Source organism: Marinobacter sp. MDS2 (assembly GCF_030718085.1).
In the GTDB taxonomy this organism is placed as follows: Bacteria; Pseudomonadota; Gammaproteobacteria; order Pseudomonadales; family Oleiphilaceae; genus Marinobacter.
Genome location: NZ_JAVAJF010000001.1, coordinates 1,852,347 through 1,878,652 on the forward strand (window position 1 = coordinate 1,852,347; position 26,306 = coordinate 1,878,652).

Genomic DNA, 26,306 nt, shown 5'->3' on the forward strand with positions numbered 1-26,306 from the left:
CGCCTCACTTGCCGATGCAGAACGAGCTGAAGATCTTGCCCAGTAGCTCATCCGGGGTCAGGTGCCCGGTGATTTCGCCGAGCGAATCCTGAGCCGCTTTCAGATCTTCCGCCAACAACTCTCCGGCCCCGTAGCCTTGCAGCTGGGATTGCCCTTGGATCAGTGAGTCCCGGGCACGTTCCAATGCGTCCAGGTGCCGGCGCCGTGCCAAAAATCCGCCTTCAGTGGTGCTGGCAAAACCAATACAGGCTTTCAGATGATCACGAAGGATATCCAGGCCTTCGGCTTCTTTGGCTGCCAGCCGCACAACCGGCGCAACTTGCCCGGATTCGTCACGGATACCCACTTGTTCACCCGACAAATCCACTTTGTTTCGGATCACCGTGACCGGAGCATTCTTGGGTAGCTGGTCGATAAAATCCGGCCAGATTTCGTGGGGTTCGGTTTTATCCGTGGTGGTGGCATCGACCATCAGCAGAATACGGTCGGCCTGACGGATTTCATCCCAGGCCCGCGCAATACCAATCTGCTCGACTTCGTCCGGGCTGTCGCGAAGCCCGGCGGTGTCAATGATGTGCAGCGGCATGCCATCAATGTGGATATGTTCCCTGAGAACATCCCGGGTGGTACCTTCGATGGCGGTCACAATGGCCGCTTCACGCCCAGCCAAGGCATTGAGCAAACTGGATTTTCCGGCGTTCGGCCTACCGGCGATTACCACTTTCATACCGTCGCGCAGAATGGTGCCTTGCTGGGCTTCCGAAAGAATCTTTTCCACACGCTGTAACAGCCCGTCCAGATCGCTGGCGACTTTGCCATCGGCCAGAAAATCGATTTCTTCTTCCGGAAAATCGATGGCCGCTTCCACGTAGATGCGCAGATGGGTGACCGCATCAACCAGGTCATCAATCTGCCGGGAAAACACGCCCTGCATAGAACGCACGGCGCAGCGGGCGGCCTGTTCGGAGCTGCTTTCAATCAGGTCGGCTATGGCTTCGGCCTGAGCCAAGTCGAGCTTGTCGTTCAAAAACGCCCGTTCGGAGAACTCACCGGGGCGAGCCAGTCGTGCGCCCAGATTGCAGACTTCGCGCAGCAACAGATCAAGGATCACCGTACCGCCGTGACCTTGCAGTTCGAACACATCTTCGCCGGTAAACGAGTGCGGATTCGGGAAGTACAGGCCGATTCCCTCGTCGATCAGTTCACCCTGAGTATCCAGAAACGGACCAAAGTGCGCGTACCGAGGTTTAGGGTCAAAGCCCAACATAGCACGGGCAATGGCTGATGCTTTCGGGCCGGAAACCCGGACAATCCCTACCCCGGCCTGTCCCGGCGCGGTAGCAATCGCGGCGATGGTGTCGGTAGCTGGCTGCATAATTTCTTTCCTGACTAGAACTGACAAAGGCTCCACAAGGGAGCCTTTATCGGGTCAGAAATACTAACGGATCAGTATTTCTTGCCTGCGGTTTCCGCTTCAATCTTGCGGGTAATGTACCACTGCTGCGAGATTGAAAGAATGTTGTTCACCAGCCAGTACAGAACCAGACCCGCCGGGAACCAGAGGAAGAACACAGTAAAGATCAGCGGCATCAGCTTCATGATCTTGGCCTGCATCGGATCAGGCGGTGTCGGGTTCAGGCTCATCTGGATGAACATGCTGGCACCCATCAAGATCGGCAGGATGAAGTACGGGTCCATCTGGGACAAATCCTGAATCCACAGCATGAACGGTGCATGACGCAACTGAACACTCTCGAACAGTACCCAGTACAGCGAAATGAATACCGGCATTTGTACCAGAATGGGCAAGCAACCACCCAACGGATTGATTTTTTCCCGCTTGTACAGTGCCATCATTTCCTGAGACATGCGCTGGCGGTCGTCGCCATATAGTTCTTTCAAACGGGTCAGTTGCGGAGCGACAGCACGCATTTTCGCCATTGAGCGGTAGCTGGTGGCAGAGAGGTGGAAAAACACCGCTTTAACCAGCACCGTTAGCAGGATAATGGCGACACCCCAGTTACCCACAAGGCCGTAGAACCATTCCAGAATGATGAACAGTGGTAAGGAGATAAAGAACAACCAACCGAAATCAACGGTGCGGTCCAGATTCGGGGCCAGGGCCTCCAGGCGATCGATGATCTTCGGACCCACGTAGGCAGTTGCGCCCACTTCGGTGGTTTCACCCGCAGCTACGGTGGTTGCCGGGTAAACAAAACCCATTACGTGCAAAGGACCGCGTCTTGTCGTCTGGAACTGGGCCGGTGTTTCAGAATCCGGTACCCACGCAGTAATGAAATAGTGCTGCAGGAACGCCAACCAGCCGTTGGTTACCGATTCGTTGATGCGTGATTCTTTGAGGTCGTCGAAGTCGTATTTTTCATAGGGATCTTCTGGTGTGCTCATCACCATACCCAGATAGGCCTTGATACCCATGCTGGCTTGGGAAGTAGGGTCAGGTGCCTGATCCCGAACAATCTTACCGGTGAAATTACCTTGCCAGGCGCTGTCTGACTGGTTGTCGATCAGGTAACGAACGCCGATTTCGTAGCTATCGCGCTTGAACTCGTAGCGTTTGGTGATTTTGACGCCGGCATCGGTGGTGAAAATCAGATCCAGATTCAGCTCATCGCGGCCTTCTTCGAGCACAAATTCACTTGCTGCCGCTTCGAAGACGGGCGGCTTTGCAGCACTTCGGCCGTCAGGGCCGTCCCGTCCGATCAAACCACTTTCAAGAAAATAGGTACGGTTTGCCGTATTGGACAGCAGTTTTAACGGTTGTTCACTGTTCAGTGATTCATCGTAATCGAGCAGAGAGCTTTCAACGATGTTGCCACCGATACGATCCACTTTCAGGTTATACACATCGGTTTGAACGGAAATGTAGCGATTGCTTACATTTTCATCGGTTGCGGTGGCTTCGGATGCAACGCCGCCCGTTTCCGGAGTGGAAAACTCTTCAGCACCGGTACTGGAAGATCCATTCTCAGGCAACACCATACTGTCAGCAGTCTGGTTACCGTTGGAAAGTGTTTCAGCCTGAACCACCTGTTCGGTTTGCGGCTGATGGTAATCTTCGTTCCAGGCTAGCACCATCAGATAACTGACAATCGCGAGTCCGGCAAACAAAACGATGCGTTGAATATCCATAAACTTAGTGTCTGGTCTGAGTAGTGGATTGGAGCGGTTCAGTTGGGCTAGCTGTCATTTCAGGATGTGTATTCCTGCTTGATTCAGTGCCTGGCACCGGATCATACCCGGCATCCCCCCATGGATGACACCTCAACAAACGTGCACCAGCCAAGTAGCTGCCTTTAAGTGCTCCGTGATGTTGAATAGCCTCGACGGCGTATTGTGAACAGGTAGGAGTGTGTCGGCAATGGCCAGCCATCATGGGACTGATAGCGTATTGGTAGAATCGTATCGGTAACAGCAGAAGTTGGCGCATTACTCGTTGCCTTGAGCGTTAGCATCCGGCTGGGTACTGGCAACTTGGTGATATTTTTTCTTCACCCTGCGCCAAATGTCGTTCAGAGCGGAACGAACATCGGGGTTTTCCAGCTTATTCAGCCCTTGCCTGCCTAGAACGATAATATCGAGGCTGGGTAAGTCCTGCTGCAGTCTGAATGTTTCCCGAACCTGGCGTTTTATCCGGTTTCTTTGAACCGCATGACGCAGGTTTTTCTTAGAGAAAATCAGACCGACCCTGGCATGACCGAGATTATTCGGGGCAGCCAGGATCAGAAAATTCCTGTGCGGAACCTTCAGCTGCACGTCATCAAAGACTTTGCCGTAATCTGCAGGCTTCAACAGCCGAACGGATTTTGGAAACGTCAAAGCCTTCATGAGGCAGAAATCAGCTTACGCAGACAGACGTGCGCGGCCTTTGGCACGACGACGGGAGATCACCTTACGGCCGTTAGCAGTCGCCATACGGGCACGGAAGCCGTGAACACGCTTGCGCTTCAGGACGCTCGGTTGGAATGTTCTTTTCATGATGATGTTCTCACAAATCGTAAATTGAAATTTGTAACTGGCTGCAAAATAGACAGCTGAAACAGGAGCGGCATTCTAGTCAAATCTGAGGGGAAGATCAATCGAAGACTGTCGTGCTGATCAAGTTTTCTGTGTGGGTAGATACCGCAACGATGAATAATAAATGTATTAGGTTCTTTTAAATTTCTTTTAAAGATTAATTATTACTGTTATTACGCACCCTGTTTTCTGTGGAAAAGCCAAAAAAATCCTTTAATGATAGTTTGTTATCGCAATGATAAGGGTTGTGACATCTGTGCCTAAGCCCTGTGTGTAAGATCAAGACGGATTGTGAACAAGTGTCGTTTTGGATTTCGGACCGAGTTATGCCTCGATCGGTGCAGAGCTTTCACACAGGGCTCTACCCCGGCTGTGCACAAGGTTCTGTGTATAACTATTTTTTAAGTCATTTCTGTACACAAGCTTGTAGATATGTCTGTAAGAGCTTGAAAGCATAGTTTAATTGTTTCCACAGGGTGTTCATTACCTAGATGAGCGCTCTTTTACTGAAGGGCCGGGCGGGGTAGAATTCGTGGTCATCTTGAATAGCGGGCGTGAGTTTTCCCCGTTGAGAGCATAGTCGGGTAGTTGGGAGCAGGCGGTCTTGCCTAATAGTATGTGGCATCAATGTCTTGAAGTACTTCGGGATGAATTTCCCGCACAACAGTTTAATACCTGGTTACGACCTCTCCAGTCCGATCACCGTGACGGGTTGTTGATGCTGTTTGCTCCAAACCGTTTTGTGATGGATTGGGTCAACGAGAAATACCTCCGGCGTATAGAAGAAGTATTGAAAGATCTGAACGGGGGACAGGCGCCCCGGGTTCAGATGAAAGTGGGCTCGGCGCCCAAGCCGGACGATACGGTGGCTCGATCGGTTCCTGAAGTGGACGAAACGGGGCAAGCCGTCACCGAAGAAGAAAAGAGTGTTGCGGCCACGGCGGTTCAACGCACCGCCGAACCCAGTGAACCTGTGAATGCTCCTGCGCCGGCGCCTGCTCCGTCGTCATCGGCTAACCAACGCCGATCGGTGCAGGTAGAAGGTGATATCAAACACCAGAGCTTCCTCAATGAAACGTTTACCTTTGATACTTTTGTTGAAGGTAAATCGAACCAGTTAGCCCGTGCCGCATCCATGCAGGTTGCCGAAAATCCGGGGGGCGCATACAACCCGCTGTTTCTTTACGGTGGCGTTGGTTTGGGTAAAACCCACCTTATGCATGCCATCGGCAATGAAATTGTGCGCCGTAATCCGAAAGCCAAGGTCGCCTATCTGCGTTCGGAACGGTTTGTGGCGGATATGGTCAAGGCGCTGCAGTTGAACGCCATTAACGAATTCAAGCGTTATTACCGTTCTGTGGATGCGTTGTTGATTGACGATATTCAGTTTTTCGCCCGCAAAGAGCGTTCGCAAGAAGAGTTTTTCCACACCTTTAACGCGTTGCTGGAAGGCGGGCAACAGGTGATCGTCACCTGTGACCGTTTCCCGAAAGAAATTGTGGATATGGAAGAGCGCCTGAAATCCCGATTCGGTTGGGGATTGACGGTCATGGTCGAGCCGCCCGAGTTGGAAACCCGGGTAGCGATTCTGATGAAAAAGGCCGATCAGGCGAACGTAAAACTGAGTAGCGAAGCCGCCTTTTTTATTGCACAGAAAATACGTTCAAACGTCCGAGAGCTAGAAGGTGCGCTTCGTTTGGTGATAGCGAATGCTCACTTCACGGGTTCCGAGATCACTCCGCCGTTTATCAGGGAGAGTTTGAAAGATCTGCTTGCTCTGCACGAAAAGCAGGTCAGCATGGATAACATCCAAAGAACGGTTGCCGAGTATTACAAGATTAAAGTGTCTGATCTGTTGTCCAAGCGGCGTACCCGAACAGTCACCCGTCCGCGGCAAGTGGCGATGTTGCTCTCTAAAGAATTGACCAACCATAGCTTGCCCGAAATCGGGGATGCCTTCGGGGGGCGCGACCACACAACCGTTCTGCACGCGTGCAAGAAAATCCGAGAACTGCAGGAAACCGACCCGGGCATCCGGGAGGACTACCAAAACTTTATGAGATTACTGACCACCTGATGCGAAGGGTGGCAAGTTAATAACATTCACTTCCGATAACTGAAGCCGAGTGCCATGAAACTGACAATCAGCCGTGAATCCCTGCTTACTCCGCTGCAAAGCATTGCTGGCGTTGTGGAAAAGAAACAAACCATGCCGGTTCTGTCGAACGTGTTGTTGGAAGCCGAAGACAACACTTTGACCCTCACTGGTACTAACATGGAAGTAGAGCTGGTTGGCCGGGTGACACCGGTGCACGTGGACCAACCGGGCAGAATTACGGTTCCGGCACGCAAGCTGGCCGATATTTGCCGGGCTTTGGGGGATGAAGCGCCGATCGATCTGGCTCAGGAAGGCGACCGGCTGCACGTGCGCGCCGGCAACTCGCATTTTACCCTGTCGACCCTGCCGGCTGAGCATTTTCCGAACGTTGAAGACGAGCCGGAAAGCTTCCGTCTGGAACTGCCCCAGAAAGAACTTGGCCGCATGCTGGATGCCACAGCCTTCGCAATGGCGCAGCAAGATGTTCGGTACTACCTGAACGGACTTTTGCTGGAAGTGGATGCTGGTCACGTTCGTACCGTTGCGACCGACGGTCACCGGTTGGCGTTGGCACACTTTGATATGGCGACCGGCTGTCCGGAATCGCGTCAGGTGATTGTGCCGCGCAAAGGTATCTTGGAACTGGCTCGTTTGCTGGACGATGACGAGTCGCCGGTTACTCTGGTGATTGGAGACAACCATTTGCGGGCAACCGTGGGCTCTTACACCTTCACCTCGAAATTGATTGAAGGCAAATTCCCGGACTACAACCGCGTTATTCCGCGTGGCGGCGACAAGGTTGTCATGGCTGACCGTGCCACCCTGAAAAACACGCTGCAGCGTGCAGGCATTCTTTCTCATGAAAACATTCGTGGCGTGCGTTTGAATCTCAAACCCGGGCAACTTGAAGTGTTCGCCAACAACCCTGATCAGGAACAGGCCGAAGATGCACTGCCTGTGGACTATCAGGGCGAATCCCTTCAGATCGGTTTTAATGTAGGCTACCTGATCGATGTGATGAATGCGCTCAGCGATGCTCAGGTGAAGGTAACCTTATCCAACCCGAACAGCAGCGCATTGATCGAAGCCGAAAATGATAACGGCTGTATGTACGTTGTCATGCCGATGCGTTTGTAATTATTGCGGGAGATGTTGATGGGACCTGTAGTGAATGGAATCAAGGGTGCGTTCAGGATTGGCCAAACCTTGAGCGTTCTTGGCCGTACCGGGTTGAACTGGGTTCGGGGTGATCGCCCCCCTACTCCGAAGCTGTTGCGTCAGACCTTTGAAAATCTGGGTTCGACCTACATCAAGCTCGGGCAGTTCATTGCCAGTTCCCCGACTTTCTTCCCGAAAGAGTATGTTGAAGAGTTTCAGTTCTGCCTCGACAGTACTCCGAATCTGCCGTTCAGTGTGATCAAAAAGATCATCCGGGACGAGCTGGGTCGGCCGATCAATGAGGTGTACTCGGAGATTGATCCGGTGGCTTTGGCCTCGGCGTCCATTGCCCAGGTACACGCTGCCAAGCTGATCACCGGTGAAGATGTGGTGATCAAGGTGCAGAAACCGGGTGTGGAAAACATTCTGCTGACCGATCTGAATTTCCTGTACCTGTCCGCCCGTATTCTGGAAACTCTGGCGCCCAAGTTGTCCTGGACTTCTCTGTCCGGGATCGTGGATGAAATCCAGAAAACCATGATGGAAGAATGTGATTTCATCAAGGAAGCCAACAACTTGAAAGTATTCCGGGAATTCCTGGAAAGCACCGGCAACGAAGACGCCACAGTACCCCGTGTGTACGAGCACGGCAGCAGTCGCCGGATTCTGACGATGGAACGTTTTTACGGTGTACCGTTAACGGATCTGGAGAGCATTCGTGGTTATGCCAAAGATCCGGAACGCACCCTGATCACGGCCATGAACACCTGGTTCTCGAGCTTGACCCAGTGTGAGTTTTTCCACGCGGACGTACACGCAGGAAACCTGATGGTGTTGAAAGACGGCCGGGTTGGGTTTATTGATTTCGGTATTGTTGGCCGAATCAAACCAGACACTTGGCAAGCGGTGAGCGATTTTATTTCCGCGATTATGGTGGGTAACTTCGAAGGCATGGCCGATGCCATGATTCGGATTGGTATTACCCATCGGGAAGTACAGGTTCAGGATCTGGCCGCGGACCTTCAGCGTTTGTACAAGCAGATGGACCGTATGGTGCCGGATGAAAGCGCTTATCTGATGGACCAGGCCGAAGACGACGTAAACCACATATTGATGGATATGGTCAAAGTCGGCGAAAATCATGGCTTGCACTTCCCTCGGGAGTTCGCGCTGTTGCTGAAGCAGTTCCTCTATTTCGACCGCTATGTTCACATCATGGCACCGGAAATGGATGTGTTTATGGATGATCGGCTAACCATGCTGCATTAACGAGCGAAGAAGCATAGCTTCTTGTACACTAAGGCAATGCTGGTGATCAGCATTGCCTTTTGTTTTTTTAAGGCTTCAAGTTTCCATCTGATATTGAGATTCCCTCCTCTATGGCGCTTGTGAAACTCCAGACTCAGTGGTTTCGAAATCTGGAGCCTGAACCGATTTGGTTCTCCCCTTCTTTTAATCTGCTCTACGGTGCCAACGGCAGCGGAAAGTCTAGTGTCCTTGAAGCCATCGGGTATTTGGGGCTTGGCCGTTCCTTTCGCATCTCCCGGCATCAGGCTGTGGTTTCTCACGGACAGAACAAACTCACGGTGTTCGGTGCCTTGGACGCAGGACTCGATGAACATGGAGATGAAGGTGCTGGAGCGGTGGAGCATCGTGTTGGTATCTCGCGCGACATTGTCTCGAAAGAAACCTCATTGCGAGTAAATGGCGAAGCGGTTCGTAGCTTATCGTCGTTGGCGAAACGGCTACCGGTTTCGGTTATTGATCCGGGGGTTTTCGATATTGTTGCGGGAGGCCCGGGTAAGCGCCGGCAGTTTCTCGATTGGTTAGTGTTCCACGTGGAACCTTCGTTTTCATCTATATGGCAACAATGTCAGAGAGTGACATCACAGCGGAATCAAACGCTCAGAAATGGTAGAATCGATGAGTCGTTGATGAGGGTATGGGATAATCAGTTTTCCGTGCTTGCTGAATCCCTCAGCGACACCAGAGCCGCGGTTTTCCACAGCTTTAAAAGTGCCTTTGATGAAGTGCTCAAAGAGCTGGATGCAGGATGGACCGAAGGCCTTAAGCTCGAGTTTTATCCGGGCTGGGATCGTAGTCATTCTTTAGTGGATGTACTGAAGAATCATCGCGAACAAGAACGCCGAATGGGGCATACCCTTTATGGCCCAAACCGCGCTGATATTCGCCTGAAAATGGGCGGTCGTCCGGTGGCAGAAACTTTCTCCCGCGGACAACAAAAGACCCTGGTCATTCTGATGAAGATTGCCCAAGGCAAGGTTTTGAGTGACTTGGGTAAACAGGTCACTTTTTTACTGGACGATATTAATGCCGAGCTGGATGTCCGTCATCGGATCATGTTGGCCCGGAAACTCCAGGATTTACGTTGCCAGGTGTTTATTACGTCCATCGAACATCCGGAACCGGACGTGTTGTGGACGGATGGACAAGCGCCAGAATACAGAATGTTCCACGTGGAACATGGAAAATTGACGGAAGAATAAACTGGGTAAGATTGCAGCAGATCCTTTTCGTACTGCTGAATCGATTACCGGGTATCACCTTCAGGAGTCTCGTTAATGAGTGAGTCGAATTACAATTCCTCCAGTATCAAAGTCCTAAAAGGGCTGGATGCGGTGCGTAAACGCCCGGGCATGTACATCGGTGATACTGATGATGGCACCGGTCTGCACCACATGGTCTTTGAATTGGTGGATAACTCCATCGATGAGGCTTTGGCAGGTCACTGTTCTGAAATCGGTGTACTGATTCACCCGGATGAGTCCATCACCGTTCAGGATAACGGTCGTGGTATCCCTGTGGATATTCACGAAGAAGAAGGCGTGTCTGCCGCGGAAGTGATCATGACCGTCCTGCACGCAGGCGGTAAGTTCGATGACAACTCCTACAAGGTATCGGGCGGTCTTCACGGTGTGGGTGTTTCGGTTGTAAACGCCCTCTCCTCCAAGCTGACTTTGACCATTCGCCGTAACGGCATTGTGTACGAGCAGGTTTATACACACGGCGTACCTAACGCACCTTTAGGGGAAGTCGGTGAAACCGATGCCTCTGGTACCAAGGTTCACTTTATTCCATCACCAGAAACCTTCACTCAGATTGAATTCCATTACGACGTCTTGGCCAAGCGCCTGCGCGAATTGGCTTTCCTGAACAGCGGTGTGCGCATCCGTTTGACCGATGAGCGCTCGGGCCGTGAAGAGGTGTTCGAGTACGAAGGTGGTCTTCGTGCCTTTGTTGAGCATTTGAATACCAACAAGACCCCGATTAACCAGGTGTTTCACTTCAACCGCGAACGCGAAGACGGGATTGCAGTCGAAGTGGCGATGCAGTGGAACGATGCGTTTCAGGAAAACCTGTACTGCTTTACCAACAACATTCCACAGCGTGACGGCGGGACGCACTTGGCGGGTTTTCGGGCTGCCCTCACCCGCTCTTTGAACAACTATATTGACCAGGAAGGCCTGGGTAAGAAAGCGAAAGTGGCGACCTCTGGCGATGATGCCCGGGAAGGCCTGACTGCGATCGTCAGTGTGAAAGTACCTGACCCCAAGTTCTCTTCCCAGACCAAAGACAAGCTGGTGTCTTCGGAAGTGAAAACGGCGGTTGAGCAGGAGCTATACCAAAGCTTTGCCGACTATCTGCAAGAGCACCCGAACGAAGCCAAGTTGATCGTCAACAAGATGATCGAAGCGGCCCGGGCGCGTGAAGCGGCACGAAAAGCCCGTGATATGACCCGCCGGAAAGGCGCTTTGGACATTGCCGGGTTGCCCGGCAAGCTGGCCGATTGTCAGGAAAAAGACCCTGCCCTTTCCGAACTGTTCATAGTGGAGGGTGATTCTGCGGGTGGCAGTGCCAAGCAGGGGCGTGACCGGAAGACGCAGGCCATCCTGCCTTTGAAGGGTAAAATCCTGAACGTTGAGAAAGCGCGCTTCGACAAGATGTTGTCTTCCGCTGAGGTTGGCACTCTGATTACGGCACTGGGTTGTGGTATTGGTCGGGAGGAATTTGATCCCGACAAGCTGCGTTACCACTCGATCGTCATCATGACAGACGCCGACGTGGATGGATCCCACATCCGCACTCTGCTGCTCACCTTCCTGTTCCGTCAGATGCGTGAAATCATCGAACGCGGCCACGTGTTTATTGCCATGCCGCCGCTGTACAAGGTCAAGCGTGGTAAGCAGGAGCAATACCTGAAGGATGAGAAAGCCAAAGTGGCTTACCTCACTCAGACCGCTCTGGACGGCGCTCAGTTGTTTGTGAACCCGGATGCTCCGGCGATCAAGGATTCCGCACTGGAAACCATGATCAAGGACTACCAGGCCGTGATGAATATGATCGAGCGCCTGTCCCGCGCGTATCCGGCCAAGGTACTGGAACAGATGGTGTATAACGACACCCTGACCTTTGAGCAGCTGAAAGACGAAGCCGCCGTGGCCGCTTGGGTTGGCCGTTTGGGTGAAGGTTTGGAACTGGATACGCGTACCGGTACCAAGTACACCTTCTCGGTGACCCGTGATGAAGAGCGCAACCTGTTCTTGCCGAAAGTCACCGTATTTATGCACGGTATCCCCTACGAGCACGTGTTCGGCCACGATTTCTTTGAATCCACGTCTTACAAGGCGATTGCCGATCTGGGCGAAACCCTTGAAGGGCTGATCGAAGACGGTGCCTATATCCAGCGTGGTGAGCGCAAGCAACCGGTTCTGTCCTTCGCAGGCGCACTGGCGTGGTTGATGAAGGAAGCGCAGCGCGGGCTGAACATTCAGCGCTACAAGGGATTGGGCGAGATGAACCCGGAGCAGCTTTGGGAAACCACCATGGATCCCGAGAGCCGCCGGATGATGAAGGTCACCATTGAGGATGCCATTGCGGCAGACCAGATCTTCACGACCTTGATGGGGGACGATGTGGAGCCCCGCCGGGAGTTTATCCAGACCAACGCACTGGAAGTGACCAATCTGGATATCTGATTCGTCAGAACCTCCGGTAAAAAAAACGCTGGCCTCCGAGAGGAGCCAGCGTTTTTTTATTGCAGGAGAACATCGAGCCTGGATTTTACTTGGAGGACTGTGCTCTCTTCCGCTCTTTTTCTTTCTCTTTTTCAATCAGGTGCGGAGACATGACCTCTTCCAGCGTATGACCGGTTAGGCGCCGGATGGTGCGCCACAGGTACCAGAAAATCAGCAGCATCATCACCATGGAAGGAATGGCAATCATCGGGTAACTGACCAACGTCATACGCCCCAGCTCTTCGTTGAAGGCTTGTGTCCCGGCCGGGCTCACCACAATCCATTTGGCCAGCACGTAGTTCATGATGGAGGAGAATAGAAAGGTACCGGCGAAGAAGTAGCTGGCTTTCAACAAGCGGTTTTCGAACTCGTCCACACTGCCCCGTTCTTCGAGAGATTGGTGGATCTTATCCACATCCAGAACATTGGGGTTATACAGCAGTGTTCTGACCAACGGGTACTTGGTTCGGGTAGAGATCAACACTGCCAGACCGATTACCGCCGGCACAGCCGCTTCCTTGATGGCCAACCAGCCGGCATCCAGTTCGAGCAACCCGATACCGCCAGTCAGGGCGACACTGATCAGGCCCAGCAGCGCGATAAAGTTCTTCTTGCGATAGCGGATCAGTTCAAACAAGCCCCAACTCAGGGGGAATGCCAAACCGATGATCAGTGCGTTCACGCTGCCCAGATGTTCATCGCCGCTGAACTTCATCAGAATGACTGAAGGGATGACAATACTGACCAGAAGATCAATCCACGGGCGTGGTTGATGATCCGGAATACTCTGGGGATTCGGGGTGGACATGATTACCGCCTGATAAATAAGTCAACGAAAAGATAATGCGTAGCTACAGCCACAAAGGGCTTCGGCAGTATACGACGAATTGAAAGGCCAGGGTAACCGCCCTATTGAGTGGCCCCACCTGGTTCTGCGGGGTATTAAAACGCCGGACAATCGCCCGGCGTAATGAGTTAACAATGATTCGCTCAGGCACCGGTTTCTTTGAGGCATTCCTCAACGATGCTCAAGCCCTCTTCCAATACCTCATCCTCAATCGTGACAGGCATCAGAAAGCGCAAGGTGTTGCCAAACATGCCGCAACTGAGCAGGATCAAGCCTTTCTCTTTGGCTTTCTTGGTAATCGACGCCGCGAGATCCGGAAGTGGTTTGTGTGAATCTTTGCTTTCCACAAGCTCAAAGGCTGCCATCGGGCCGAGGTTGCGGACATTATCAACGTGGGCGAACTGACTTTGCCATTGCTCGAACCGCTTTCTCAAGGTGTCGCCCAGGCGTTGGCTCTTGCCCAGAATGTCCTCTTCCTCGATGACGTCGAACACCGCCAAAGCTGCCGCACACGCCGTTGGGCTGCCGGTGTAGGTACCCCCGAGCGAATTAGGGCCAGAGGCGTCCATTACTTTGTCGGTGCCAACCACCGCGGAAATGGGCATGCCGTCGGCCATGGATTTCGCCATGGTCATGATGTCTGGCTCAACCCCACTGTGTTCAATCGCAAACAGCTTCCCGGTGCGGCCGAAGCCACTTTGAACCTCATCAACAATCAACAGGATGTCGTTGTCATCGCAGAACTGTCGCAGCGCTTTCAGAAAGCTTGCCGGTGCGGCGTAGAAACCGCCCTCCCCCAATACCGGTTCGAGCACAATCGCTGCGGTATCCTGAGCCGGTGAGTCCGTTTTTACGGTCATCATCAGGCCACGCAGAGCGTCTTCTTCGGATACGCCGTGGTACGGAACGGGATACGGCGCACGGTAGACCAGGCCTGGCATCGGGCCGAACGAGGTTTGGTAGGGAGCGGCTTTGCCGTTCATGGCCATGGTGAAGAAGGTGCGCCCGTGATACCCGCCATCGAAACAGATGACGTTGGGTTTGCCCGTGGCCGCGCGGGCAATCTTGACGGCGTTCTCCAGTGCCTCAGCGCCGGAGTTGGCCAGCATGACCTTAGCGTGGCCGCGAACCGGTGTGACTTCGCTTAGCTTTTGAGCCACCTTCACATAGCCCTCGTAAGGCATAACGGTCTGGCACGTGTGCATCAGTTTATCGAGCTGCGCTTTGACGGCATCCACCACTTTCGGATGGCGATGGCCGATATTGAGAACGCCAATGCCCCCGGCGAAATCAATCATTCGTTTGCCATCGGCATCCCACAATTCGGCGTTCAACGCGTGGTCGGCAAATTGCTCATTGGGGCTAGCAGCTCCCGCGGCCACGTAACGCTCTTTCAGTATTTGCAGTTCCTTGTTGCTCACGTGTTCATCCCCCTGGTTCAACGCAATGAATGTCTACCTTCAGTGTAGGAAGTACGCCGCCAGTACACAAACCGACCACGGGCACAGGCCTGCATTCTGAAGTACACTCTGGCGGTACCTGAATAACTTTATCCACAGCCCGAACACTATTTTTCCTATGAGTTTAAGGATGCTCTGTGCGCGCATACGCTGATAACGATTACCCCGCCGACCACAAACCCGACTGGAAGCTCATTGCCGGGCTTTGGCCTTATCTGGCCGAATATCGGGGGCGGGTGGCATTGGCGCTGTGCCTGTTGGTGCTGGCGAAACTGGCCACTGTCGCCACGCCGGTGGCGCTGAAATACATTGTGGATTATCTGGATCAGACCCAGGCAGCAGATGTGCTGCTGTGGATACCGGTGCTTTTGGTGTTGGCCTACGGTGGCCTGCGCTTTGGCAGTACGTTGTTCAGCGAATTACGCGATGCGGTGTTCGCACGGGTGGCCGAACGAGCCATGCGGCGAGTCTCGCTGCGGGTGTTCGAACACTTGCACCAGCGCGAGCTGGGGTTTCATCTCGATCGTAAAACCGGCGGGCTGGCCCGGGACATTGAGCGCGGCACCAACGGCATCAGTTTTTTGCTCCGTTTCACCCTATTCAACATTGTCCCTACCCTGCTGGAAATCGTGATGGTAGCGGCCATCTTGTTGGTGGTGTTTAACGTCAGCTATGTGTTTGCGATTCTGATCGCGGTGGTGGTGTACGTGGTGTATTCCATCAAAATAACCGAATGGCGTACCCGCTTTGTGCGTGAAGCCAACGCCCGGGACAACGAATCCAATTCACGGGCTATCGACAGCCTGCTGAACTACGAGACGGTGAAATACTTCAACAACGAGCGTTATGAGGCGCAGCTCTACGATCAGGATCTGGATAACTGGGAGCAGGCGCGTCTGAAAAACCGGTTGTCGCTGGCAGCGCTGAATACCGGGCAAGCGCTGATTATTGGCGTTGCACTGGTTGTCATCATGACGATGGCGGTTCGGGAAGTCGCCAGCGGCGAGATTACACTGGGCGATTTCACCATGGTGAACGCCTATTTGTTGCAGCTGTTCATTCCTCTGAACGCTCTGGGATTCGTGTATCGGGAAATCCGTCAGGCTCTGGTGAATGTCGAACGCTTATTCAAACTGCTTGGGGATAAACCGGCGATTCAGGATGCGCCCGGCGCGAAGGATCTGGTTGTGGATAACTCCGACGTCCGTTTCGAGCAGATTCACTTTGCCTATCGGCCGGATCGGCCCATCCTTCAGGCCGTAAACTTCTCCATTCCGGCTGGCCATACCGTGGCCGTGGTGGGGGCCAGTGGTGCAGGGAAATCGACCCTCGCCCGTTTATTGTTCCGCTTTTACGATGTGGATAAAGGGCGCATCAGTATCGATGGTCAGGATATCCGGACCGTGACTCAGGCCAGTTTGCGTTCGGTGATTGGCGTGGTGCCGCAGGACACGGTGTTGTTCAACGATACCCTGTACCAGAATCTGGCATACGGCCGCCCCGACGCGAGCGAGGAAGAAGTGCACCAGGCCGCGCGCATGGCGCATCTGGATAACTTTATCCACAGCCTGCCGGAAGGTTACAACACCAAGGTGGGTGAACGGGGCCTGAAGCTGTCCGGTGGGGAGAAACAACGGGTGGCCATAGCTCGGGTGATTCTGAAAAACCCGCCCATTCTGATTCTGGATGAAGCGACGTCATCATTAGACTCATTGTCCGAGCAAGCCATCCTGAGCGCGTTGAAAGAAGTCAGCCAGCAACGCACAACCTTGGTGATTGCCCACAGGCTTTCAACGGTGCGGGACGCCAACACCATTCTGGTGATGGATAGCGGCCAAATTGTCGAGAGCGGCAGCCACAACGAGTTATTAGCACAGGGTGGCTACTACGCTAACTTATGGGAGCAGCAACACAGAAGTGACGATAACGCCGAATCAAGCCAATGAGCGGGAAGCCCCGCCAAAACTGTGCGGAGCCATGGATGGCGGAGCTCAAGCGCCACAGGGAAGTGCCGAAGGAGCGTGTTTTGGAGGGGCTTCCCGCTCATTGGCGTCTCGGAACCCCGTTATCCATAAGCCGAAGCGCCAACCCTGAAGCGCGAACCACCCGCTGGTTAACTGCTTCGCTGAGCACCTGAGCATCGCCGGTGATCAGACTGAACCAATGCCGGGCCCGGGTGATCCCGGTATACACCAACTCTTTCGTCATGACCGGGCTGAGCCGATCGGGCAGCACCAGGCAGGTGTGGATAAACTCCGACCCCTGAGACTTATGCACAGTCATGGCGTACACCGTTTCCAACTGCTGCAAACGGCTGGGAGCAATCCAGCGAATGCCTTGTGTGCCATCGCCGCTCGGGAACGCCACCAGTCTGCTCTCTATGGGCTGGCCGTTGGCGTCTTTATCCCAGGTGACCCTGAAGGTAATCCCGATATCTCCGTTCATCAGGCCGAGGTTGTAGTCATTACCGGTAATCAGCACCGGCCGGCCGTGGTACCAGGGGTGTTGTTCCTTGATCAGATGTTGCGCACGCAAATGCTCTTCCACCCGTTCATTCAAACCTTCCACACCCCAAGGGCCGCGGCGCAAGGCACACAGAATCTGAAAGTCGTTGAAGGCCGCCAGCACCTGCGATGCCAACGCATCCCACTCCTCGCGGGGACTGTCGGCAGTGAGCCTATGGCCATTCATCATCGTCAGATAGTGGTGATAGCCGACCGGAGCCGCGAGTTCTAAGTTATTCACAACCCTACCCTGCCCGGCATTGCGAAACGCCTCCGGTGTCCCGGTGATCGCGTGCTGGCAAATTTGCTGCAGTGTGGTGTCAAGATCGGGCTTTGGCGTGTCGCCGTTGAGCCAGATCACGTCATCGAAGCCGGCTTTCCACATGTTCTGGCGCATCGAGTTATCCACAGCACTGTTGTTAACCGCTTCGGATAACGCGCGAATACCGCTGCCCTCCTCAAAACGGTAACTCTTGCGCAGCATTGCCACGGCCTGGTCCAAGGCGTGCCCCTTGGCGTCGATCAAGGACTCCGGCAATGGTGTACCGGTCATGGCCGCCAGCCAGGCCGACGTGTCGGGTGTGTAATGGCCTTCGTAGGCGCGCTGACACAACTCGCCCAACACAGCACCTGCATCCACCGAGGCTAGCTGGTCTTTGTCGCCTAACAGAATCAGTTGCGCCTGAGCTGGCAGAGCATCGAACACCGAGGCCATGAGATCGACATCCACCATGGACGCTTCGTCGATCACCAAGATATCCACCATTAACGGATTGTCCTGGTGATGGCGGAACTTGCGGGTGTCTGGCCGGCTGCCCAGTAGGCGATGCAAGGTAGTCACCTTGGTTGGAATATCATCTTGATATAGGCCGCCAGGTAGCTCGGTCAGGGGCAAATCGCTGACCGCGCCAGCAATGGATTCGTTCAGGCGCGCAGCGGCTTTACCCGTTGGCGCTGCGAGGCGAATGCGGTATTTGCGCCCGGCTCGTTCCGGCGATTCACCTGCGATGGCTTGCAATGCCGCCAGCAGCTTCACCACGGTGGTGGTTTTGCCGGTGCCGGGACCGCCGGTGATCACCGAAAAGCGGCTGCGAGCAGCCAGCGCACACGCCAGTTTTTGGTAATCAATGTCTTCGCTTGATTTGAACAGCGTGTTCAATGACTGGGAAAGGGTGCGTGCTGCAGGTGAGTCGGGTTCTGCCACCGGTGATGGCAACGCCAATCGCTGTTCAATGCCCTCGGCTATTTTTTGCTCGTAACGCCACAGCCGACGCAGGTAGAGCCGGCCGTCGGTCAGAATCAGCGGAGAGATACGGCTGCCGTCACTGACCGAGAGGGATTTCGACAAGGCTGATACGCAATCCTGCAGTGTGATTCGGGCCAGAAGATCCGCCGGTTTCAGGTGCTGCAATTCTGACTGTTCAGCTGAAATCGAGTTATCCACAAGAGTCGTAGCCGCGGCTGACGGTTCCTCCGGCGGCAATGACAAGGTGGCATCGGCGTCGGCCAGCAACGTGGCCAGATTAATACACACATGGCCGCGGCCCACTTGGTGGGAAATCAGTGCCGCTAGCAGAAACACCAAGGGCGGCAGTGATTCCCCCTGCTCTTCGGACAAATCCCGAAGCAAGCGGGCAAAACCCAGATCCAGCGGCCGAATCCATTCCGCTTGCTGCCAGTGTTCGAGCAAGGCATCGACGTTATCCACATGGGCTAACAGTCGAGAGTTATCCACAAAGGGTTTTATCGGCTCCACGGTGGTGTCGTCGCCCAAGTCCATGGTCATTTGCTGGTCATGGTTACGGGTACGGCTCATGCGGCCACCTCCCCTGAAACGGTGTCGCCATCAAACAAGGCATCCAGTTGCTCGATCAATGCTTTTGGTGGTTTGTCGGTGAAAGCGCCGCCGCTGGCCGAGTTAACGCCGCGCAGGAACAGATACACGGCGCCACCGATGTGCTGGTCGTAGTCGTAACCGGCGATACGGTCTTTCAACAAGCGGTGCAAGGCCAACAGATAGAGCACGTATTGCAGGTCGTAACGCTTATTCAGAATGGCGTCTCCCATGGCTTGGTCGGTATAGGCGCTGTCTTCTTCACCCAAGGTATTGGATTTGTAGTCCAGCACGTAATACTGCCCGTTGTGTTCGAACACCAGATCGATGAAGCCTTTGATCATGCCATTAAAGGTGTTGGCCTGAGCCTGGGGGCGGTCGGCCCCGTTCAGGGTGTGCGCTTTCACCAACCGGTCGAGTTGTTGCACATTGACATTGCGGCTCTCGAACCAGAATTCCAGTTCCGGGCGCAGGCTGCTTAGTTGCGCCAGGCTCACCTGTTCCTCGCCCGAGCGTTGTAGGTTAATGGGGCGGGTGATCAGGGCCAGGATCCAGTTCTGCAGGGGCTCGACCCACTCGCTCCAACCGCGGGTACTGCAGCGTCGTGTCAGTTGCTCGTGCAGTTGTTCTGGGTTATCCACAACCCACTGGAAACCGTGATGGGTGCACCACTCCAGCAGTTCGTGCAGGAAGGTGCCGGGGCCGGCGCCTTTCGGGAAGTGGTGATGGTTGCGGGCGACCGATTCGGATGCGGTCTCTTCACCATCATTATTGTGCGCACTTTCTTCCAACAGGTTCTGGGTTTCGGCATCTTCGACCTCGCCGGTGAACACAACGCCGGTGCCGGCCATGCCGGTGTATTCGATCGACGAGTAACTGGCTATCCACCAGTCTTCTTTGGCCTCCCGTCCCGACACCAGTGCCGGGCCGAGCGCTTCCGGATTCTGTTCGGTGTAGAGCGTGTCGTCCGGTTCCGGCAATGGCATTACGGTGATTTCCGGCCTGCCCTCGGCCAGTGTGTTCAGGTTCTGGCTGAGACTGTCGGCACCGCTGCCGGAAATCAGATAGCCCAGCCCGCTTTGCTGCCAGTTATCCAGGGCGGCGGCGCCCACCCAGGTAGCGAACCTGGCCCGGGTTAGCGCCACGTAGATTTTACGAATGTCTTCGCCCAAGCGTTCCTGATCCGCTTTGGCAACGTCGTCGGCACTCGGGTCGAACACGGTGATCAGTGTGTTGTCGCTGTCGTGATAGCTGACAAAAGACTGCTTTTCACTCTGGGCCCGGAAGGCGGTGCCAAACGGCAGGAACACCAAGGGATATTCCAGACCTTTGGACTTATGCACAGTAATGACTTTCACCAAGGCCGCATCGCTTTCAAGGCGCAGGGTGCGGTGCTCGTCTTCTTCATCGGCGGCGCGCAAAATCTGAGTGAAGTGATGCACCAGAGCATGTTCACCGTCCAGCTGCAGGCTGTCTTGTTGCAGCAATTCGGCGATGTGCAGAATATCGGTCAATCGGCGCTCACCATCGGGCCGTTGCAGCAAGCGCCCGGGCACGTCGAAATCCATCAGGAAGCTGCGCAGCATGGGCAGTACGCCTTGCGTGTGCCACTGCTGTTGATAACCGATAAACCGCTCAATTTCCCGTTCCAGCGCCAGTTCATCGCTGAGCAGCTGGTTCATCGCCTGCCAGGATTGGCCCAGTGTCGGGGTCGCCAGCGCAGCACGGATGTAAGCCAGTTGCCGGGGTTCGGCAAAGGCTCTCAGCCAAGACAACACCTCCTTGGCTTCCGGTGAGGTCAGTACCGAGCCCCGGTCGGACAGATACACACTTTTGATGCGCCGGCGGCCCAAGGCATCTCGTACGGCGGCGGCTTCATTGCGGTTGTTGACCAGAACAGCAATGTCTTGCGGGCTGACCGGTTCCAGATCACTGGAGTTGTCCGGCAATACAAAACCGGCCTTTCCGGCCTGACCCAGTGTGAGTAAACGGGCGATTTCACTGGCACAGGTTTCGGCGATATCGGCGGTGGCGGCGCCTTTTGTGATGGCTTTGGGGCTGTCGTCTTTGTTGGTTTCGTCCGATTCGTGGGTCCAGAACAACAGGCTCGGTTGTAGTTCTTCCTCTACTGACCACACCCGCTTGGTGCCGTTAGCAGCGACACCCTGAAACGGCAGCGGCGAGGTATCGCCTTGGCCAAACAGGAAGGCGCCGTCGCGGCTGTGTTGGTCGCTGTATTCGAACACCCGGTTGACGGCAGACACCATGGTTTCAGCCGAACGGAAGTTTGTCCCTAAGGTGTAGGTGCGCTCTTGTACCCCCAGGCGGGCTTGCAAGTAGGTGTAGATGTCCGCACCCCGGAAGCCGTAAATGGCCTGCTTGGGGTCACCGATCATCAGCAGGCAGGTATCCGGATGGTTCTCTTCAACCCGGTAGATGCGGTCGAAAATCCGGTACTGAACCGGGTCGGTGTCCTGGAATTCGTCAATCAGCGCCACCGGAAACTGGCGACGAATGGTGGCAGCTAACTGATCGCCTCTTGGGCCGTGCAGCGCATCATCGAGCCGGGTCAGCAGGTCGTCGAAGCCCATTTCCGAGCGCTTTTGTTTTTCATCTTCCAGCCGCTGGGCAATCCAATGACTGGCGTGGCGCAGGATGTCGGATTTCGCACTGGGTTGGTTCTGGCCGAATTCGATCAGCTCCTCGATGGCATCGAACGCCGGATGATGAGGAGCCGGGTCATCGCCTTTCAGGATGTTCTCCAGCCCTTCGGGAGTCTGGTTCTTGAAGCCCGCGGCGGAATCCAGCTTCTCCGGCAGCAAGTCGTTGGAGCCGGCCCAGTCCACCAGGGTGTCCCACACTTTCAGCATGGCGTTCTTGCTGCCACCGTGCAGCCGTTTGCTCTTGTTGAGAGCGTTCAGCAGGTCGGTGACTTCGCTTTGCCACTTGGCCCAGTCGTAGTGTTTCAGCGCGTTTGATTGATTCTCTCTGTCGGTGACTGCTTGTTCGATAGCGCTGTGCACATCCGTAGGCGGCGTGCCCAGGCTTTGCGGATCGCCGATCAGGTTACGGACGGCAGCACGCAGATCTGTTGGCGTTTTCCAGTGACTCAGGGCTTCATCCATCAGCGCCGGTGGCAGCGGGTAAACAAACGTGCGCCAGTAATCCCGGGCGACTTCATCCAGGAGTTCGTTCTGGTCGGTTTCCAGGGTGAGCTTGAACAGGCTGCCACTGTCGAAGGCGTGCTCGCTCAGCATGCGGTTGCAGAAGCCGTGGATGGTGGACACCGCGGCTTCGTCCATCCATTCTGCAGCGAGCAGCAGTTTTTTGCGGCAATCGGGCCAGCTGGCCGGGTCCGGGTAGCTGTCGTCCCGCAGCTTGTGGATAAGTGCTGTTTCCGGCGAAGGCTCAAGGTTGGCGGCGTGTTCGGAAAACACCTCGGCGGCCTGGGTGAGCCGGGTTCGGATTCGGTCCCGAAGTTCTTTGGTGGCGGCTTCGGTAAAGGTCACCACCAGCAAGTTCGGTGGCAACAGATCTTGCAACGGGCTTTGCTCTGTCTGACCGTGGCCCAGCACCAAACGCACATACAGAATGGCGATGGTGAAGGTTTTGCCGGTGCCGGCACTGGCTTCAATCAGCGCGCTGCCGTTCAGGGGCAACGCTAACGGGTCGAGATTGGGGTTTCGGTTGCTTGGTTGCTCTGTCATGCCATCTTCTCAATCTGTTCAGCCGCGGACTTGCCCTGCTCGGTTTCCCACAGGGGCACATACAGGTCGTGCAGGAGCGCTTCAAATTCGCCACTGGCCAAGAGGGATTCCGGGGTTTCGAAGGCGCCCCGAAGGTAGCCGGTGTCTCTGCTCAACGCGGTGGTGTAGGCGTTCTCGGCTTCCTCAATGGCGCGCTCGTGATTACCCACGTATTTCTTGCTGCCGTAATAGCTGGTGATCCAGGCGAAGCCGGCGTCACTGTGAATCGGCAAGGCCCGGGTGGTGGCCTCCATCCAACGTTTCAGCACCGTATCAAAGTGCTGTTTGGCCGTGGCGATGGCCATCGGGGCGAAGGTGAACTTGCGGTCTTCCTCCTTGCCCAGGATCAGGGTGGTAAACGGTTGGCCACCGAGCTGCCCGGCCAGATGAATCAGCCAGTCTCGCATCAGGTTGGCGTAGCGCACTTTTTTGCTGTAGCCGGAGCCGGTCAGCAAACCGGAGCTGGCCACCACCAGTCGGCACAGGTCGCCGTTCGCATTTCGGCGCAAGCCGTCAATCAGGTCGGCTACTTCCACTGCTCCGGTGGTGTTGTTAAACGCGTAGTTGAAGGCCAAGGGCTCCGCTACGGCTTCGGGCCATTCTGCCAATGCGCTTTGGTAGCGTCCGAACAGGTTGGGCAAACGCCCGGACAACTCGCTGCGCAGACGATGTTCGGTGACACCCATACCCAGATCGCCGCGCCGAGCCATGCGGTCCAACGTGGTTTCCAGCCGCTCGTGCAGTTCCTCTTCGGTGCCGGCTTTGAGCAGGCCTTGCTGAATCAGTTCGTTATCGAGGCGCCAGCGGTCCAGCCCGTTCAGGTCGAAGTTTTCGTTGTCGGTGTCTTCTTCTTCCACCTCTTCGAAGCGCACTTGCAGGCGGCGCTGGTAGAAGGTTTCGATGGGCTTTTTCAGAAAACCGGCCAGATCGTTCAGGCTGATGGGCTCTTCCGGGGCCTGGTACGGCAACGGGGTATACGCCTGTTCGCCGGTTGCCGCGCCATGGGCACTGCGCCATTCCCGTTCATAAGTGAACAGGTTGCGGCTTTCCAGAACCTCAGCCAATGGCTTGGCGGCCTCTTCCGGAGTGTTCTCTACCCCATTGGATTTGGGGAAATAATCGCGGCTGAATGGCTGTAACGGATGTTGGGTGGTCAGCGCGGTCGTCACCTTTTTATCCGGCTGGCCAGCTACGCTCCACAGACTGTCGAGATGGTCCTGAAGTTGGGCCACCAATACCGAGGGCGGCCGCTCTGAGTCGTCCTTGATGCTGCGCCCTACCCAGCTGATGTACAGCTGCTCACGAGCCGACAGTAAGGCTTCGAGAAACAGGTAGCGATCGTCCTCACGGCGGGAGCGGTCACCGGGGCGGTAATCCTGCGCCATCAGATCGAAATCCACCGGCGGTCGGGAGCGGGGGTAATCGCCGTCGTTCATACCCAGTAGGCACACCTTGCGGAAGGGTATCGCCCGCATCGGCATCAGCGTGGCAAAGTTGACCTTGCCGGCCAGGAAGCGCTGGTTCAGACCGCCTTCGTCCAAACCGGACAGTAGCACGTCTTTGACGATGTTGAGCGGCAGTGGTTGCTCGTTCAACCCGGCCGCCAGCGTATTTTCCAGCCATTGCTCAAGATGTCTTCGGAAGCGGTTAAGCAGCAACAGGTCACTGCCTTCGACCTTGTGGAAAAACTGCTCCAGCATGCCCGAGAACAGGGTTTCCCATTGCTCAGGGGTACGCTGGGTTTGCAGCGCCTGCCACAAGGTTTCCAGTTGATGCACAAAGTCGCTCAGCCGGCCCGCCAGATCCGCTTGCAAGCCGCCGATTTCGCCATAGGGCTCTACGCCCGCCCAAGGGTCGTCATCGCCCATGCCGTAGCCCAGCAGCATCGACCTTAAGCCGGATTGCCAGGTGTTGCGGTCCAGTTCTGCCGGTAAGTCCAGACTTTCCCGGTGCTGGCCGTGCAGGCCCCAGCGGATGTTGGCGCCTTCCACCCAGCGCCGGGCCAGTGGGATGTCGTCTTCGGTGATGCCAAAGCGATCACGGATGCCGGGGACTTCCAGCAGGCTGATGATCTCGCTCACGCCGAACCGGCTGCGGGGCAACGACATCAGGGTTTCCAGGGCAATCAGCACCGGTTCGTGGTGGCGCTGACCCTGGTCGGAAATGGTGAACGGGATGTGGCGTTTGCGACCGGGCTGATAACGGCCGAACACCGCCTGAATATGCGGTGCGTACACGTTGATGTCGGGCACCATCACGATGACGTCGCGGGGCCGGAGGTTCGGGTCGGCATTGAACGCGGCCAGCAATTGGTCGTGCAGTATTTCCACCTCGCGCTGGGGACTGTGCGCTTCGTGGAAGGCGATGGAATAATCCCGGGCCAGGTCCAGCTCCCGCGCCTGCTCACGGATTTCCTGCAGCGGTGTCAGGTTGTAGATGTCATTCTGCAGCTGGTTCAACAGGCTGGGTGTTTCGCCGTTGCCGTGCTCGGAAAAGATGTCGATCTTCTGGTCCGGCGTCTGGAAACTGCTGCGGTACTCGTCCGGGTTGTCGAATTCGTCCAGCAAGCGGATGTAGTCTCGGCCTTGTTTACCCCAAGCGGCCAGTAGCGGGTTGGCGTGCTGGTGTAGCTGATCTTTATCATCAATCTGCGACAGCATCGGGTGCGCCAGACCGCGCTTGCGTTTGGCGCGGAGCAATTCCCGATCGCTGATAATGTCCGCCCAATAGAACTGACTGGGGTTATGCACACACAGCACCACCTGGCTGAAACGGCTGAGCACGTACAAGGCTTCCAAAGCTTGCCGAGGTAATGAAGACACGCCAAACACCACAATGCGTTTGGGTAACCGGCTGGGGTCGGCCGGCGTGGTGATGCGCTGGCCCTGTTCCATAAAACGGGTGTGGATATGTGATCGGCTGGTGCCGGCGGCTTCGCCCACATCGTCAACCAGCTTGCGCCACAGCAACGGTTGCCAGAGGGTTTCCGGAGTCAGCGGCTTTTCTTCGCCTCTGGGCGTGATGAGAACATCCCTGCCCTGCTCCCAGGCGGCCAGCCAATCGGCGCGGAAGACCTGATACTGGTCGAACAAGTCCGCGACTTTTTCCGCCAGTTGGAAATTGCGCAGGTCGGTATCGCTGCCATCCAGAAATCGAGCCAGCGGCGTGAATGCGTCGTCCTGCCCTACCAGCTCGGGCAGCAGCCGGTACAACCGCCAGACCAACCGGCTTTTATCAAAGGGCGATTGCTCCGGCACTTCGCCTGCCGGTAACACCGCCCGGTAGGCTTGCCAGATAAACCGGGCCGGGAACAGAAAATCCATGCCGGCAGCGATGCCCAGCCCGCCTTCTATGCCATCAACGGTGCGTTTTTCTGACAGTGCCAGCTTCAGCCACTGGGCAATACCGTTACTCTGGACCAGAAAGGTTTCGCTCTCCAGAGGCTGGAGCGGGTTTTGCCGGCAGATGTACACGACCGCCCGGCGAAGATCTTCCAGATGGTTGGCGTGAATGGCGTGAAAGCCGGGTTCAATACTGTTGGTGTCAGGCATACCAGTGTTATCTTGATTCCGGAAAATGGGTCAGGGT

At 55.4% G+C, this 26,306-nt stretch carries 16 protein-coding genes; 6 read left to right on the forward strand and 10 right to left on the reverse strand.

What is annotated here, in order from left to right; genetic code table 11:
- Positions 1-4 precede the first annotated feature (4 nt).
- From mnmE to rpmH, 5 genes are all read right to left on the reverse strand, one after another.
- The gene (mnmE, locus tag Q9245_RS08750) at positions 5-1,375 is read right to left on the reverse strand and encodes a tRNA uridine-5-carboxymethylaminomethyl(34) synthesis GTPase MnmE (RefSeq protein WP_305896763.1); all 1,371 of its coding nucleotides are present in this window, start codon (positions 1,373-1,375) and stop codon (positions 5-7) included.
- A 71-nt stretch (positions 1,376-1,446) separates the two neighbouring features.
- Positions 1,447-3,150: a membrane protein insertase YidC gene (gene yidC, locus Q9245_RS08755; RefSeq protein ID WP_305896764.1), complete on the reverse strand. Its 1,704-nt coding sequence runs from the start codon at positions 3,148-3,150 to the stop codon at positions 1,447-1,449.
- Positions 3,151-3,154: 4 nt separating this feature from the next.
- On the reverse strand, positions 3,155-3,448 hold the full coding sequence (yidD, locus tag Q9245_RS08760) for a membrane protein insertion efficiency factor YidD (RefSeq protein ID WP_305896765.1): 294 nt from the start codon (positions 3,446-3,448) through the stop codon (positions 3,155-3,157).
- Complete coding sequence (gene rnpA, locus Q9245_RS08765; protein WP_305896766.1) at positions 3,448-3,846, reverse strand: ribonuclease P protein component; 399 nt, start codon at positions 3,844-3,846, stop codon at positions 3,448-3,450. Before rnpA ends, yidD begins: the two co-directional genes overlap by 1 nt.
- A gap of 15 nt (positions 3,847-3,861) precedes the next feature.
- Entirely contained in the window at positions 3,862-3,996 is a 135-nt protein-coding gene (rpmH, locus tag Q9245_RS08770; protein ID WP_008172542.1) for a 50S ribosomal protein L34, read from the reverse strand.
- Positions 3,997-4,651: 655 nt separating this feature from the next.
- Here rpmH and dnaA point away from each other — a divergent pair.
- From dnaA to gyrB, 5 genes are all read left to right on the forward strand, one after another.
- Positions 4,652-6,112, forward strand: coding sequence for a chromosomal replication initiator protein DnaA (gene dnaA / locus Q9245_RS08775; protein ID WP_371824808.1), 1,461 nt, complete (start codon positions 4,652-4,654; stop codon positions 6,110-6,112).
- A gap of 54 nt (positions 6,113-6,166) precedes the next feature.
- Positions 6,167-7,270 carry a DNA polymerase III subunit beta gene (dnaN, locus tag Q9245_RS08780; RefSeq protein ID WP_305896768.1) on the forward strand — a complete coding sequence of 368 codons (1,104 nt, stop codon included), beginning with the start codon at positions 6,167-6,169 and terminating at the stop codon, positions 7,268-7,270.
- Positions 7,271-7,288: 18 nt separating this feature from the next.
- Entirely contained in the window at positions 7,289-8,560 is a 1,272-nt protein-coding gene (locus Q9245_RS08785) for an AarF/ABC1/UbiB kinase family protein (protein ID WP_305896769.1), read from the forward strand.
- A gap of 110 nt (positions 8,561-8,670) precedes the next feature.
- A complete protein-coding gene (gene recF, locus Q9245_RS08790; protein WP_305896770.1) occupies positions 8,671-9,798 on the forward strand; it encodes a DNA replication/repair protein RecF in 1,128 nt (375 codons plus the stop codon).
- A gap of 75 nt (positions 9,799-9,873) precedes the next feature.
- Complete coding sequence (gene gyrB, locus Q9245_RS08795; protein WP_305896771.1) at positions 9,874-12,288, forward strand: DNA topoisomerase (ATP-hydrolyzing) subunit B; 2,415 nt, start codon at positions 9,874-9,876, stop codon at positions 12,286-12,288.
- 85 nt (positions 12,289-12,373) lie between these two features.
- Here gyrB and Q9245_RS08800 read toward each other — a convergent pair whose 3' ends face one another.
- Together Q9245_RS08800 and gabT are read right to left on the reverse strand one after the other, a co-directional pair.
- Positions 12,374-13,135: a VC0807 family protein gene (locus Q9245_RS08800; protein WP_305896772.1), complete on the reverse strand. Its 762-nt coding sequence runs from the start codon at positions 13,133-13,135 to the stop codon at positions 12,374-12,376.
- A gap of 182 nt (positions 13,136-13,317) precedes the next feature.
- Positions 13,318-14,595: a 4-aminobutyrate--2-oxoglutarate transaminase gene (gabT, locus tag Q9245_RS08805; protein ID WP_305896773.1), complete on the reverse strand. Its 1,278-nt coding sequence runs from the start codon at positions 14,593-14,595 to the stop codon at positions 13,318-13,320.
- A 176-nt stretch (positions 14,596-14,771) separates the two neighbouring features.
- Here gabT and Q9245_RS08810 point away from each other — a divergent pair, with 176 nt between their 5' ends.
- A complete protein-coding gene (locus Q9245_RS08810; RefSeq protein WP_305896774.1) occupies positions 14,772-16,580 on the forward strand; it encodes an ABC transporter ATP-binding protein/permease in 1,809 nt (602 codons plus the stop codon).
- A 97-nt stretch (positions 16,581-16,677) separates the two neighbouring features.
- Here the strand turns inward: Q9245_RS08810 and recD are convergent, their stop codons facing one another.
- Genes recD through recC form a run of 3 tightly spaced genes read right to left on the reverse strand, consistent with a single transcriptional unit; the run spans position 16,678 to position 26,269 of the window.
- Positions 16,678-18,954 (reverse strand): exodeoxyribonuclease V subunit alpha, encoded by a 2,277-nt coding sequence (gene recD, locus Q9245_RS08815; RefSeq protein ID WP_305896775.1) that lies wholly within the window; start codon positions 18,952-18,954, stop codon positions 16,678-16,680.
- Complete coding sequence (gene recB, locus Q9245_RS08820) at positions 18,951-22,679, reverse strand: exodeoxyribonuclease V subunit beta (protein ID WP_305896776.1); 3,729 nt, start codon at positions 22,677-22,679, stop codon at positions 18,951-18,953. The genes recD and recB overlap by 4 nt, the downstream gene beginning before the upstream one ends.
- Positions 22,676-26,269: an exodeoxyribonuclease V subunit gamma gene (gene recC / locus Q9245_RS08825; RefSeq protein ID WP_305896777.1), complete on the reverse strand. Its 3,594-nt coding sequence runs from the start codon at positions 26,267-26,269 to the stop codon at positions 22,676-22,678. Before recC ends, recB begins: the two co-directional genes overlap by 4 nt.
- Positions 26,270-26,306: the final 37 nt, after the last annotated feature.